This window comes from Phenylobacterium sp. (assembly GCF_030693625.1).
GTDB classification, from domain to species: domain Bacteria; phylum Pseudomonadota; class Alphaproteobacteria; order Caulobacterales; family Caulobacteraceae; genus Phenylobacterium; species Phenylobacterium ferrooxidans.
Genome location: NZ_JAUYAF010000085.1, coordinates 1 through 13,199, shown reverse-complemented (window position 1 = coordinate 13,199; position 13,199 = coordinate 1). Strand labels below are relative to the sequence as shown.

At 67.9% G+C, this 13,199-nt stretch carries 14 protein-coding genes; 10 read left to right on the top strand and 4 right to left on the bottom strand.

What is annotated here, in order from left to right; genetic code table 11:
- Positions 1 to 3: 3 nt before the first annotated feature.
- Positions 4 to 1,341, bottom strand: a complete 1,338-nt coding sequence (locus tag Q8N10_RS19680; RefSeq protein ID WP_304778443.1) for an NRAMP family divalent metal transporter — start codon at positions 1,339 to 1,341, stop codon at positions 4 to 6.
- Positions 1,342 to 1,569: 228 nt separating this feature from the next.
- Here Q8N10_RS19680 and Q8N10_RS19675 point away from each other — a divergent pair, with 228 nt between their 5' ends.
- The 3 genes from Q8N10_RS19675 (at position 1,570) to Q8N10_RS19665 (ending at position 3,270) form a co-directional block, all read left to right on the top strand.
- Positions 1,570 to 1,749, top strand: a complete 180-nt coding sequence (locus tag Q8N10_RS19675) for a hypothetical protein (protein WP_304778445.1) — start codon at positions 1,570 to 1,572, stop codon at positions 1,747 to 1,749.
- 212 nt (positions 1,750 to 1,961) lie between these two features.
- Complete coding sequence (locus tag Q8N10_RS19670) at positions 1,962 to 2,762, top strand: SDR family NAD(P)-dependent oxidoreductase (protein WP_304778448.1); 801 nt, start codon at positions 1,962 to 1,964, stop codon at positions 2,760 to 2,762.
- A 10-nt stretch (positions 2,763 to 2,772) separates the two neighbouring features.
- Entirely contained in the window at positions 2,773 to 3,270 is a 498-nt protein-coding gene (locus Q8N10_RS19665) for an AAA family ATPase (protein ID WP_304778451.1), read from the top strand.
- Here the strand turns inward: Q8N10_RS19665 and Q8N10_RS19660 are convergent.
- Positions 3,267 to 3,896, bottom strand: coding sequence for a glutathione S-transferase family protein (locus Q8N10_RS19660; RefSeq protein ID WP_304778454.1), 630 nt, complete (start codon positions 3,894 to 3,896; stop codon positions 3,267 to 3,269). The two genes, Q8N10_RS19665 and Q8N10_RS19660, sit on opposite strands and share 4 nt — an antisense overlap.
- A 247-nt stretch (positions 3,897 to 4,143) precedes the next feature.
- Here Q8N10_RS19660 and greA point away from each other — a divergent pair, with 247 nt between their 5' ends.
- The 6 genes from greA to Q8N10_RS19630 all read left to right on the top strand — a co-directional run bounded on the left by greA (position 4,144) and on the right by Q8N10_RS19630 (position 9,509).
- Complete coding sequence (greA, locus tag Q8N10_RS19655) at positions 4,144 to 4,617, top strand: transcription elongation factor GreA (protein WP_304778457.1); 474 nt, start codon at positions 4,144 to 4,146, stop codon at positions 4,615 to 4,617.
- 151 nt (positions 4,618 to 4,768) lie between these two features.
- Positions 4,769 to 5,698: a mitochondrial fission ELM1 family protein gene (locus tag Q8N10_RS19650; RefSeq protein WP_304778669.1), complete on the top strand. Its 930-nt coding sequence runs from the start codon at positions 4,769 to 4,771 to the stop codon at positions 5,696 to 5,698.
- On the top strand, positions 5,695 to 6,159 hold the full coding sequence (locus tag Q8N10_RS19645; RefSeq protein WP_304778459.1) for a GNAT family N-acetyltransferase: 465 nt from the start codon (positions 5,695 to 5,697) through the stop codon (positions 6,157 to 6,159). The genes Q8N10_RS19650 and Q8N10_RS19645 overlap by 4 nt, the downstream gene beginning before the upstream one ends.
- A gap of 96 nt (positions 6,160 to 6,255) precedes the next feature.
- Positions 6,256 to 7,020 carry an SDR family oxidoreductase gene (locus Q8N10_RS19640; RefSeq protein ID WP_304778461.1) on the top strand — a complete coding sequence of 255 codons (765 nt, stop codon included), beginning with the start codon at positions 6,256 to 6,258 and terminating at the stop codon, positions 7,018 to 7,020.
- A 66-nt stretch (positions 7,021 to 7,086) separates the two neighbouring features.
- Positions 7,087 to 8,148: a UDP-2,4-diacetamido-2,4,6-trideoxy-beta-L-altropyranose hydrolase gene (gene pseG, locus Q8N10_RS19635; protein ID WP_304778463.1), complete on the top strand. Its 1,062-nt coding sequence runs from the start codon at positions 7,087 to 7,089 to the stop codon at positions 8,146 to 8,148.
- Positions 8,149 to 8,222: 74 nt separating this feature from the next.
- Positions 8,223 to 9,509, top strand: a complete 1,287-nt coding sequence (locus tag Q8N10_RS19630) for an FAD/NAD(P)-binding protein (protein ID WP_304778465.1) — start codon at positions 8,223 to 8,225, stop codon at positions 9,507 to 9,509.
- Between the two features lie 48 nt (positions 9,510 to 9,557).
- On the opposite strand, the gene pseI is transcribed toward Q8N10_RS19630, so the two are convergent.
- The gene (pseI, locus tag Q8N10_RS19625; RefSeq protein ID WP_304778466.1) at positions 9,558 to 10,613 is read right to left on the bottom strand and encodes a pseudaminic acid synthase; all 1,056 of its coding nucleotides are present in this window, start codon (positions 10,611 to 10,613) and stop codon (positions 9,558 to 9,560) included.
- A 92-nt stretch (positions 10,614 to 10,705) separates the two neighbouring features.
- On the bottom strand, positions 10,706 to 12,229 hold the full coding sequence (locus Q8N10_RS19620; protein WP_304778468.1) for an MFS transporter: 1,524 nt from the start codon (positions 12,227 to 12,229) through the stop codon (positions 10,706 to 10,708).
- Between the two features lie 197 nt (positions 12,230 to 12,426).
- Here Q8N10_RS19620 and Q8N10_RS19615 point away from each other — a divergent pair.
- The coding region (locus Q8N10_RS19615) for an NAD(P)/FAD-dependent oxidoreductase (protein ID WP_305663980.1) at positions 12,427 to 13,199 on the top strand (773 nt) is incomplete at its 3' end.

Sequence of the window (13,199 nt, the reverse complement as noted above, 5' to 3'; positions counted from 1 at the left end):
GGGTCAGAACGCCCCCGCCATCTGAGCGAACATAACCCCGGACGCCGCGGCCATGATCGCCACCGCCGCCCAGCCGACGATGCGCTGGACAGGGGTGGCGGTGAAGGCGCCCATGATCGACCTGCGGGTCGCCACCAGCATGATCACCGCCATCAGCGGCACGGCGATCACGCCGTTGATCACGGCGCTCCAGAACAGGGCCCGGATCGGGTCCAGGGGCGAATAGTCGAGGATCACCCCGGCCAGGATCGCCACCCCGATCACCCCGTAGAAGCCGTGCGCCTCACTGAAGCGACTCTCCAGGCTGGCTTTCCAGCCCATGGCCTCGGAGAGGGCGTAGGCAGCCGACGCGGCAAGCACCGGCACCGCCAGCAGGCCGGTCGCGATGATGCCCAGGGCGAACAGCATGAAGGCCAGGTCCCCGGCCAGGGGTCGCAGGGCCATCGCCGCCTGGGACGCCGTATCGATCTGGGTGATGCCGGCCGAGTGTAGGGTTGCGGCCGTGGCCAGCATCACGAAGAAGCCGATTCCATTGCCGTAGGCCATGCCCAGATAGGTGTCCCAGCCGATCCGTTTGAGCTCGTACTCCGCCTCCTCGGGATGCTCGGTGAGGGGGTGTTCGTCGGGGCGAAGGGCGACGTCCTCCACCTCCTCGGCGGCCTGCCAGAAGAACAGGTAGGGACTGATGGTGGTCCCGAACACCGCCACCACCACGGTCGCCGTCGCCAAGTCCAGCTTGATCTGCGGGGCGAGGGTCTGGGCCACGACCTCCGTCCAGGGGATGTGGGTCGCGAAGGCCACCGCCACATAGGAGAACAGGGCCAGCGTCATCCACTTCAGGAAGCCCACATAGCGATGGTAGGGCACGAAGACCTGCAGCAGCAGCGAGAAGACCGCGAGGCCCAGGGTAAAGACGTGCCGGTTGCCGCCGAACACCAACTGGGCGGCCTCGCCCATGGCCGCCACGTCGGCGGCGATGTTGAGCACATTGGCCAGCAGCAGCAACCCGACGACGCTCAGCACCACCCAACGCGGAAAGGCGCGGCCGATATTGGCCGCTAGACCGCGGCCCGTCACCCGCCCGATACGTCCGCAGACCGACTGAAAGGCCGCCATGAAGGGATAGGTGGCGAAGGCCGTCCACAGCATGCCCAGTCCGAACTGCGCGCCGGCCTGGCTGTGGGTCGCGATGCCCCCGGGATCCTCATCGGCCGCCCCGGTGATCAACCCAGGACCAAGCGCGGTGAAGGGATTGAAGCGCCGCCGCCCTGCCATTGTCGTCCCGGCGGGCGACACCGGCGCTGGCGCCTCACGCGCGATCTCGACCTTGTCGATGTCCATGCCCCCATCTCATAGTCGGCCTCGGTGACACATCAACTCCGCCAGCCCGCCTGACCTCATTGACCGAACAGCGTTTTGGGCTCAACCTCCGCCTGTCGCCTTGCTTTTGCAGGCGCAAGTGGGCGTGTTTCCGGCGGCCCCTGAAGACTGACCGGACTAGCCCTAGAGGGCGCCTGTCGCAGCCTGGCGTGGGGACTTGTTCCCCCAACAGAATGCGAGGGAAACGCCATGTCAGAAGATCTCAAGACCGGCGAAACGGCTGTCCGTCATCACAAGAACCGGCATCTCTATGAGCGCTTCGAGGGCCTGATCGGTGTCCTGATGGTCGCCGCCGTCGTGGTGCTGGCCATCGGGCTGATCTACGGCCTCGTCACCACGGGTGACTCAACACCGTCCTACCTCCGGTAGCCGGACACGATCTGGGCTGGCCCCCGCCCCGAGGTGCGCAGGGGCCAGCGCGGATCACACCTTCGACGCACCAATTCCGCCTGGATCAGGTCTGGGCGGACGCTCTTACTCTTGCGCGCCACGCCCAGCCTGACGCGGCGTGATGCTGGGCAAGGCGCTGAGCCTGGGTTACCCCTCGTGCCACGACGAACAAGAAGCCACGGGGAAACAGAATGGCGGGACGGGTTCAAGGCAAGGTGGCCCTGGTCACCGGCGGATCGAGCGGCATCGGGCGCGCCTGCGCCGAGCGCCTGGCCGAGGAAGGCGCGATCGTCGTCCTCACCGACCTGCAGGACGAAAAGGGCCAGACCCTGGCCTCCGAGATCGCGGCCAAGGGGGGCAAGGCGCAGTACCGTCATCAGGATGTCACCTCAGAGCAGGCGTGGATCGATGTGGTCGCCGCCATCAAGGCTGACCACGGCCGGCTGGACATCCTGGTCAACAACGCCGGCATCGGCATCTCCGGCTCAGTGCTGGACATGCCCCTCAGCGACTTCCAGCGACAGGTGGCGATCAATCTCGACGGCGTCTTCCTGGGGGTGAAGCACTCGATCCCGCTGATGCGCCTCAGCGGCGACGGCGGCTCGATCATCAACATGTCCTCGGTGGCGGGCCTCAAGGGCTCGGCGATCCTGGCGGGCTACTGCGCCACCAAGGGCGGGGTCCGCCTGTTCACCAAGGCCGTGGCCATGGAATGCGGAAACGCCAAGGACGGCATCCGGGTCAATTCCGTCCACCCCGGCATCATCGAGACGCCGATCTGGGACGACATCATCGGCACCGGCGAGCCGGGTGACAACGCCCGCCCGCCCCGGCCCCAGGTGCTGGACGCCATGAGCGCCGACGCCGTGCCCCTGGGGGGCAAGGGCTACCCGCTGGACATCGCCAACGGCGTCCTTTGGCTGGCGTCGGAGGAGAGCCGCTATGTCACCGGCGCGGAATTGGTCATCGACGGCGGCCTCTCGGTGAAGTAACCGGCGGACCATGACCGCTACCCTGCACGTGATCTTCGGCCCCTCCGGCGCCGGGAAGTCGACTTACGCCAAGCAGCTCGCCCGCACCGAGCCGGCCATCCACTTCGCCATCGACGACTGGATGGCGCGGCTGTTCGCCGCCGACATGCCCGAGCCGCTGGAGTTCGAGTGGATGATGTCCCGCGTCGAGCGGTGCGAGGCGCAGATCTGGTCGGTGGCCGCCGCGGCCATGGCGGCGGGAACCTCGGTGGTCCTCGACCTGGGCCTGATGCGCAAGTCCGACCGCGCCCGCGTCGCGGAGATCGCCGAGGCCTGCGAACTCCCTCTCCAGTTCCACTTCGTCACCGCCAGCTCTGAGATCCGCCGCGCGCGGGTCCTGGAGCGCAATGAGGTGCACGGCGAGACCTTCGCCATCGAGGTGAACCCCGACATGTTCGACTTCATCGAGGGCGTCTATGAGGCCCCCGACGCCGAGGAGCTGAGGGGCGCAATCATCTCGGAGAGCTAGGGCGCCGGGAAGAGGTGGGCCGGCCACGTAGCGTCGGCGGCCCGATGATAGGCCTCGCGGTGTGTCAGGCGGGCGTTGTAATCCACCAGCACGGGATGCTCCGGCAGCTCCTTGCGATAGAGCGAGGTGGAGATCACCGAGCCCAGCATGACGTCGGCGGCCGAGAACCGGTCGCCCAGCAGGTACTGGCGGTCCTTCAGGGCGCCGGTGAGCACGCCGATCACGTCCTCGTAGCCGCCGAACCCGGTCTCGCGCCCCGGCAGGTCGATGTGCTTGTCGTGCAGCATCAGCAAGGGCTCCAGCACCGCGGTCGAATAGACCATCCACTTCAGATAGGGGCCGCGATCGGCCTCCTCGATCCTCGGGGCAAGCGAACCGTAGCCGTAGCGGTCGGCCAGATAGAGGCAGATGGCGGGGTTCTCGCTGACCACCACCTCGCCGTCGGTGACAGTGGGCACCTTTCCCGACGGGTTCAGCTTCAGGTATTCCGGCTTCTTCTGGTCACCCTTGGCGATGTCGACGGTCTGGACCCGGAAAGGCACGCCCAGCTCCTCCAGCAGCCAGTAGGCGGTGAAGGCCCGGCTGGCGGGGGAGTGATAGAGGGTGACGCCCCGCTTGGCGGACATGGTCTTGTCTCTCGTTGCAGGGGCAATCTAGGCGCCCGACCCGCCCGGAGCCACCGCCGGCCGATGGAACCCTCCCAAGGGCGGGGAGTTTGGGAGGCCATTCCGGCATCCGCCGCGCTTCGCAATGACATTGCTGCATTGCACCCCTTGAGTTTTCACAGCCCGGCTTCTATCCTCTATCCCCCCGGTCGCCTGCGCCCGCGGCCGGAACACAAACCCAAGGGCGAACCCGAGTTACCTATCTGCCATGGAAAAAGTCCCAATGACCGTCGGAGGCTATCAAGGCCTCGACGAAGACCTCAAGCGTTTGAAAACCCTGGAGCGACCAGCAGTGATCGCGGCCATTTCGGAAGCTCGCCAGCATGGCGATCTCTCGGAAAACGCTGAGTATCACGCAGCAAAGGAGCGCCAAGGCTGGATCGAAGGCCAGATCGCCGATATCGAAGATCGGATGGCCCGCGCACAGGTCATCGACGTCTCCAAACTTTCCGGTAGTCAGGTAAAGTTTGGCGCCACGGTCTCGGTCGTCGACGAGGACACCGAGGATGAGGCCCGCTATCAGATCGTCGGTGAGCACGAAGCCGACGTGAAAGCGGGCAAGATCTCCATCGCCTCCCCCATCGCGCGTGCGATGATCGGCAAGGAGACCGGCGACGTCGTCGAGGTCCCGACCCCCGGTGGCACCAAGGCCTACGAGATTCTAAAGGTCGAGTGGGTTTAGCTAGGCCTTAGCCAAGCCGAAAAGGTCGCTATGGTGAGCTGGCGAGAGTCGGCTCCCTGACTCATGCCTGAGCACGGAAGCCGCAAGCTTGGCGAAATCCCCCGACACGCCGCCGCTCGTCATCTGGGCCGTTTCCGACGGACGAGCGGGCATGGAGAGCCAGGTCGTGGGACTGGCCAACGCCATCGCCGCCAGGCGCAAGGCGCAGGTCGTGATCAAGCGCGTCGCCTGGAAGGGCCGCATCGGCCGCCTGCCCTGGTGGCTGAACCCCCTGCCGCTCAAGACCCTGAAGCCCGACACTGGTATCGGCCCGCCCTGGCCCGACATCTGGCTGGCCGCGGGCCGCGCCACCCTGCCGCTCTCCATCCGCCTGAAGGCCTGGACCAAGAACGCCACCTTCGTGGTCCAGACTCAGGACCCCCGCATGCCCACCAGTCTGTTTGACCTGGTGATCCCCCCCAAGCACGACCGGCTGCAGGGCGACAACGTGTTCCCGATCACCGGCTCGCCCAATGGCGTCAACGCCAAGCGGCTGAAGGCCGAGCTGGCGCGCTTCAAGAAACAGATCGACGCCCTGCCCCGCCCCCGCGTCGCCGTGGTGATCGGCGGCAGGTCCAAGGCGCACAACCTGTCGGTCGAGCGCGCCGCCTCCCTGGCCCATGAGATCGAGTTGCCCGTCGTGCAGGAAGGCGGATCGGTCATGGTGAGTTTCTCGCGCCGCACACCCGACGCGGCCCGCGCCCTGCTGACGGCGCGACTGCGGCACATTCCGGGGATCATCTGGGATGGCGAGGGCGAGAATCCCTACTTCGCCTTCCTGGCCGCGGCCGACTACATCCTGGTGACCGAGGACTCCACCAACATGGCCACCGACGCGGCCAGCACCGGCAAGCCGGTCTTCATCCTCAAGATGGACGGCGACAGCCTCAAGTTCCGCCTGTTCCACGAAGACCTCGAGCGCCTCGGCGCCGCTCGGCCGTTCGGCGGCGCCTTCCACCGCTGGAAGTATCCGCCGCTGGCCGAAACCGATCGCGCCGCCGTCGAGGTGCTGCGCCGCTATGATGAGCGAGCCCCGGCATGAGCGTAGCGATCCGCCCGGCCAACCCCGGCGACCTGGCCGCCATCCTGGAATTCGATCCCGTCGCAAGGCGCGAAGAGCGCCGCCACGACTATGTGAGCAAGGCCCTGGCCGGCGATCGGGGCATGGATGTCCGCGTCCTGGTGCTGGACGACGAGATCGCCGGCTACGCGGTGATGGCGGAGTTCTTTGGCCACCCCTTCCTGGAGCGCATCTGCACCGCCGAGCGCTACCTGCGCCGAGGCGTGGCGGGCGCGCTGATGGCCAATATCGAAGGCCAGTTCGAAGGCGACCGGATGTTCGTCTCCTGCAACGAATCCAATCAACCCATGCGCACCCTGCTCGTGGCGCGCGGCTACAAGGTCTCGGGCATGGTGGAGAACCTCGATCCAGGTGATCCGGAGCTGTTCTTCGTGATCTTCCGCGACGCCCTGGACGCCGCCATCGAGGCCGCGAACGCCTGATGCGGGGTCCGGCGACCGCCAGACCCTGAGCGCGCCGGCCCCTATGACCACCGCCTCGGCGGGCCGCTTTGGCCTGCCGCTATCGGAGGACATCTCATGGCCGTGCTCAGCAACAAGGTCGCCATCGTCACCGGCGCGAGTTCAGGGATCGGTGAGGCGGTCGCCCGGCTGTTCGCTCGTGAAGGCGCGAAACTGGTCGTCACGGCCCGGCGCGCGCCGGAGCTCGCAGCCTTGGTGGAGGACATCGCGCGGCTGGGCGGCGAGGCGGTCTCCGTTCCTGGCGACGTTCGCGACGAGGCTCTGGCCCGCGCCCTGGTGGAGACCGCCACAGCCCGCTTCGGCGGACTGGACATCGCCTTCAACAATGCAGGCTCCCTGGGAGAGATGGCGCCGGCGCCCGAGATTTCCGCCGAGGGCTGGCGCTCCACACTGGAGGCAAACCTGACCAGCGCCTTCCTTTGCGCAAAGCACCAGATCCCGGCCATGGTGCTGCGAGGGGGCGGGTCGATCATCTTCACCTCTAGCTTCGTAGGGCACACCGCCGGCTTCCCGGGCATGGCGGCCTACGCCGCCAGCAAGGCCGGCATGGTCGGACTGACCCAAGTCATCGCTGCGGAGTTCGGCACCCAGGGCGTCCGCGCCAACGCCATCCTGCCCGGCGGCACGGACACGGCGGCCGGGCGTGAGGTGGCCAGCACGCCCGAGGCCCGCGCCTTTATCGCCGGGCTGAACGCGCTGAAGCGTCTGGCTGAGCCGGAGGAGATCGCCCGCTCGGTGCTCTACCTGGCGTCCGACGCCTCCAGCTTCATGACCGGGGCGGCCATGCTGGTGGACGGTGGCGTCTCGATCACCCGGACCTGATCCTCCACAGGTGCGCTGCAGAGCCGCCTTCCCAGCGCGCCGCTTTCGGCCTTCCATGCACGGGAGATGATTCCCGTCCGTCCCCGGATCCTGTTTGTCGCCAACGCCGGCCCCGAAGTCGGTGGCGGCCACGTGATGCGCTGCATCACGCTCGCCCGCGCCCTGGGCGAGCGGGGCGCCGACTGCGCCTTCGCCTGCACCCCGGCGGTGGCCGCCCTGCTGGAGGTCTTCGGTCCGGAGATCGTGCGCGAGGAGGCCACCGGCCTCGACCCCGACCACATCGCCGACGCCCTGACCGGCGTGCGCTTCGACGCCGTGGTCTTCGATCACTACGGCCTGGGCCGCGAGCATCACGAGGCCCTGGCCAGGGGCCGCACGACCCTGGTGATCGACGACCTGGCCGACCGTCCCCTGGCCGCCAACCTGGTGCTGGACTCCGGCCCGGGCCGCCAGCCGAGCGACTACGCCCTGCTGACCGACGCCCAGCTGCTGCTGGGCCCGGAGTTCGCTCCCGTGCGTCCGGAGTTCGCCCACCTGCGCAACGCCGCCCTGGCCCGCAGGGGCGGCGGGGTCCGCCGCGTGCTGGTGACGCTCGGCCTCACCGACGTCGGCGCGATCACCGCACGGGTGGTGGAGCGCCTGCGGATGCGCCTCAACGACGTGACCCTGGATGTCGTCCTGGGCGCCGGCGCGCCCAGCCTGCCGGGCCTGACCAAGATCGCCAGCCGGGACCCGCGCATGACCCTGCACGTCGACAGCCAGGACATGGCCAACCTCATCCTCAACGCCGACATCGCCATCGGGGCGGCCGGGTCGAGCGTCTGGGAGCGCTGCGTGCTGGGGCTGCCTTCGGCCATGCTGGTGCTGGCCCAGAACCAGCAGGGCGCGGCCGACGCCATGGCCGAACGCGAGGCCGCCCTGGTGGTCGACGCCCGCGCCGATGACCTGGACGCCCGCCTGGATCGCGCCATCGTACGCCTGCTGACCGACGCGGCGCTTCGCGCCCGGCTCTCCGCCGCCAGCGCGGCGATCTGCGACGGCCTGGGCGCAGGCCGGGCCGCGGAGACCTTCCTGAAGCTCATCGCCACCCGCGACAGCCTGCCTCACCCGCAGGGCCCGCAACCTTAACGGTCCTTTCGCACCCTATGGCCTAGGTTGGCGGAAACGGGGAGGGCGCCGAACGCGCTCGTAAGACAGTCGGCATGCGACAGCTTGGTGTTATCCGGGGCTCCAAGGCCCCGACGGTCCGCATCATCGGCGGCGGGCTCACGGGAATTCTGGCCGCCTTCGAGGCCCATCGCCTCGGTTGCCGCGACATCGAACTCCATGAGCGGTTCGATCAGCTGGGCGGGACCGCCTGGCCGCGCCGCGACCATGGCCTGGAGTTGCGCGCCGACCGCCGCCACTTCGGACCGCAGGGCGATCCGACCCGTAGCCTGCTGGAAGCCAACGGCCTGGTCTTCGAGGATTTCGAGAACCGCTTCGGCTCGGTCAGCCCCGCGCCGGGCGGCGACCTGGCCTTCACCCATGACTTCGAAGGCCCGGCCCTGCGCACCCGCACGCTGGATCTCACCCCGGTGACCGGCGACAGTCTGGCCGACAGGATCCGCGCCTATCCTCATGATATTTCAGGTCCTCTGACCCGCTATTGCCAGTGGGTCCTGGGCGCCTGGCTGGACGAAGTCGACGCCGGCGCGGCCATCCCGCTGGGCGTAAAACGGGTTTATGCGACCGATATCGAGACCTGCGACCTAGCCCGGGCCAAGAAGTCCGACCCGGTCTATGACGGCCTCTACGGCATTCCCCGCGCCCTGTGGGGCCGGTTGCAGAACCAGACGGCCAGCCTGCCCTCCGGCGGTTTCCAGACCTTCTTCATGCGCTGCCAGAGCGCCCTGGAACGGTTGGGCGTGACCATCCAGACCGCCTCCTTCCTGTCGCCGCAGCAGGCCTTCGCGGCCCGCGAGGCCGGTGACATCTTGGTCTGGGCGGCCGATCCGTCGCCGCTGTTCGCCCCGCTCGACCTGGAGCCTCCCAAGCGCCTCGCCAAGAGCCTGACGAGCTACATCTTCAAGGCCCGCTACGCCGGCCCCCTGCCCTTCCATGTCCGCAACTTCACCGCCGAGGGATCGGTGTTCCGGGTGCACCTCTATGAGTGCCGGGGCCAGGCCCTGCTCTCGGCGGAATGCGTGTCGGAGGTCTCCGACAGCGAGTTGCGCCGCGAGGTTCACAGGCTGATGGGCGGCTTCGGCGGCGCGTCGCTGCACCTGGATGAGACCGTCTCGATCCAGGTCGAACCCCGCTGGGCCCAGCACTCCCTGGACGCCGCGCGCAAGCTGTCGGGCCTGCACACCGCCCTGGCCAAGCACCAGGGCGCCAACTTCATCGCCGGCGCCTGGGAAGCCCAGACCCAGACCGCCTCGCTGTCGGAGATCTCCAAGTCGCTGGCCCAGGCCCTGGACATCGAGGCCTCCGAGGCCATCGCCGCCTAGGTTTGGGCGCCGCCTGCAGTCGTTGCCTGCCCCGCCATTTAGATATATCTAACCCAGCATGTCCCAGGCCAGGGGTTCGCCACGGCTGAGATTCCGCGCCGCGGGTTTGCCCAGGACCTTGGCCAGTTCGGCCGGTGGCAGGCCATTTCCGGGCCGGATCGAGCGGACATTGGCCCGCGTCAGGACCTCGCCGGCCTTAACGTCGGCGCTGATGTAGAGCGAGCGGCGGAACTGACGGTTGGCCTTTTCCGAGCCCAGCAGGTCGTAGTGGGCGCGGCCCAGCGCCGTCCAGGCGTCCTTGCAGTCGCGCACCAGGGCCGTGAATTCCACGGGCTCCAGGCTGAAGGCGGCGTCCGGCCCGCCGTCGGCGCGGGCCAGGGTGAAATGCTTCTCGATGACGCAGGCGCCGAGCGCGATGGCGGCCACCGAGGCCGCCGTGCCGTGGGTGTGGTCGGAGAGGCCGATGGGGCTGTCGAAGCGGCTGGCCATGTCGGCCACGGTACGGACATTGGCGTCCTTGAGCGCGGCCGGGTAGCTGGAGACGCAGTGGAGCATCACCACGCCGGGCGCGCCGGCGGCGAGCGCGGTGTCGCGGGCGGCGGTCATCTCGGCCAGGTTGGCCATGCCGGTGGAGATGATCAGCGGTTTGCCCCTGGCCGCCGCATAGGCGATCAGCGGCAGGTCCACGGCCTCGAAGGAGGCGATCTTGAAGGCCGGGGCTCCCAGGCCCTCCAGCAGGTCCACCGCGCTCTCGTCGAAGGGGCTGGAGAACAGGGGCACCCCGCGCCGGGCGGCCCGCTCAAACAGGGCGGCGTGCCACTCATAGGGGGTCTGGGCCTCCTGGTAGAGCTCATGCAGGCTGCGCCCGTCCCACAGGCCGCCATGGATTTTGAACTCCGGCCGGTCGACATCCATCGTGATGGTGTCGGCGGTATAGGTCTGGATCTTGATGGCGTCGCAGCCAGTGTCGGCCGCCGCGTCGATCATGGACAGCGCCCGGTCCAGGCTGCCGTTGTGGTTTCCCGACAGCTCGCAGATCACGTAGGGCTCGTGGTCCGCCCCGATCCGACGGCCGGCGATCTCGATGTGGGGGGCGTCAGGCATGGGCGACCAAGCAGGATGAACACCCAACCCTAGCCCGACGCGCTGAAGCAGGCGTTAAGCGAACGCCGGGGTCAGCCGTCGGGCGCCGCTCCCTAGACCGGCTTGGCCCCCGGCGCCGCCAGGTCTGACCCGTCGATGCCGCCGCCCGTCTCGGCCACCACCGCGCCCAGAGCGGCGACCTCCTCCAGCTTGGCGAGGTTGGCTTCGTGGCCGGCGCGGTCGAGGCGGTAGAACATGATGGCGCTGATGGCCATCAGGGCGAACAGCGCCGTGGCCGGCAGGTACAGCAGGGCCAGGTTGGTCATGACGGACGGGTCCAGGCTCTCCGGCTTGGCCTTCTCGGGCATGCCCACCCACAGCAGCAGGAAGCCCGGGATGATGCTGGCCACCGAGCCGGCGACCTTCTGCAGGACGTTGTCAGCCGAGAGCAGCAGGCCCTCCGACCGGCGGCCGGTGGCGAGTTGAGACTCCTCCACCACGTCGGCGATCATCGAGGCGGTGAGGATGGCCGCCGCCGTGGCGAAGGCGCCGTAGAGGGTGCGGTCCAGCAACAGGATGCCGGTCAGGCTGCCGGTGCCGTTCATGTCCTGGGGGATGATCCCCAGCAGGCGCAGGGAGATGGGAGTCAGAGACGTCACCAGAGCCAGCCCCATCAGGATCGCGCAGGCCCGCTTCTTGCCGTAGATGCGCGAGACCAGGGGCGCGAGGATCAGGGCCAGCAGGCTGCCCAGCATGGTCCCGGCCACGATGAAGGCCAGATTGGCCGAGCCCATGCCCCAGAAGTAGGTCTGGAAATAGATGTTCAGCCCGTTGCTGAGCCCCGCCCCGACCCCCACGAAGAGGGCGGAGAGCGACACCACCAGGAAGTTGCGGTTGGACATGGTCACCAGCATTTCCTTGACCACGTCCAGGACGCTGATGCTGCGGGCCGCCGGCTTGTGCAGGAAGGGGATGAACCTCTGGGTCGCCAGGCAGGCCACCAGGATGGAGAAGATCATCAGGCCGCCGACCACCAGGGCGTAGGGCCCGTAGCCGTCCGGATTGAGCTGCCCGCGGATCTTCTCGCCGTTCGGACCCACCGTGTCCTTGAGGAACACCACCCAGCCCATGACCGCCGCCGCGCTGCTGGCGAAGATGGCGAAGAAGTAGCGGAAGGTCAGCAGTTGAGTGCGGTCGTGGTAGGCCGGCGCCAGCTCGGGCGTCAGGGCCGTGGCCGGCACCTCATAGAGGCTGATGGTCGCCTTGGCTGCGATCACCATGACGATCATGTAGGCGGTGATGGCGCCATCGGACCAGCCCTGGGGCGGGTTGAACAGGGCCACCAGGGTGATGGCCGACGGCAGGGCGGCGAAATACATGAAGGGGTGGCGGCGCCCCAGGCGGGAGCGCCAGTTGTCGGAAATCTGGCCGACAAAGGGGTCCCAGAGGGCGTCGAAGAAGATGGTCACCGCCAGGCCGATGCTGACCCAGTGCGGCGGCAGGCCGACGATCTGATTGTAGTAAAGCAGCAACAGACCCATCAGCTGGGTCTTCACCCCGAACGCGACGGTCCCGAAGCCATAGGCCAGCTTGATGGGTAGGGTCAGGGCCGGCCGTTGGGCTGCGACGTCGGTCACTAGGCGTTCCTCCTTATGCTTGGCCAGATTGCGCCAGAATCCGGCGGTCAGACCAAGTCAATTATTGGCGCCCAGGGATCTGCGCCCCTGGCGTTTTCAGCAACATGTCGTTGCGTCATGTTGCGGGGATGTTTCTGCGAAAGCTAGATCGCCCTCGCCAGGGTGCGCTGGCGCGGAATCTCACCTACATAGGCCACATGTCCGAGACCAAAGCCCCCCGCACCACCCGCTGCCTGATCGTCGGTTCCGGCCCGGCCGGCTACACCGCCGCTATCTACGCCGCCCGCGCCCTGCTCAAGCCCGTGCTGATCCAGGGCATCCAGCCCGGCGGCCAGCTGACCATCACCACCGAGGTGGAAAACTATCCGGGCTTCGCCGTCGTCATCCAGGGCCCCTGGCTGATGGAGCAGATGCAGGCCCAGGCCGAGCATGTGGGCACCGAGATCATCAACGACATCGTGTTGACCGCCGACCTGTCGCAGCGGCCCTTCCGGCTGACCACCGACAGCGGCGAGGTCTGGCTGGCTGAGACCCTGATCATCGCCACCGGCGCCCAGGCCAAATGGCTGGGGCTAGAGACCGAGCAGAAATTCCAGGGCTTCGGCGTCTCGGCCTGCGCCACCTGCGACGGCTTCTTCTATCGCGGCAAGAACGTGGTGGTGGTGGGCGGGGGCAACACCGCGGTCGAGGAAGCCCTGTTCCTCACCAACTTCGCCGCCAAGGTCACAGTGGTGCATCGCAAGACCGAGTTCCGGGCCGAGAAAATCCTCCAGGAGCGCCTGTTCAACCACCCCAAGATTGAGGTGATCTGGGAACATGTCCTCGATGAGGTGACCGGCGATACCGACCCCCTGGGCGTCACCGGCGTGAAGCTGAAGAACGTCAGCACCGGTGCGACCCAGGCCCTGGACGCCGACGGTGTGTTCATCGCCATCGGCCACGCACCGGCCTCGGAGCTGTTCAAGGGTCA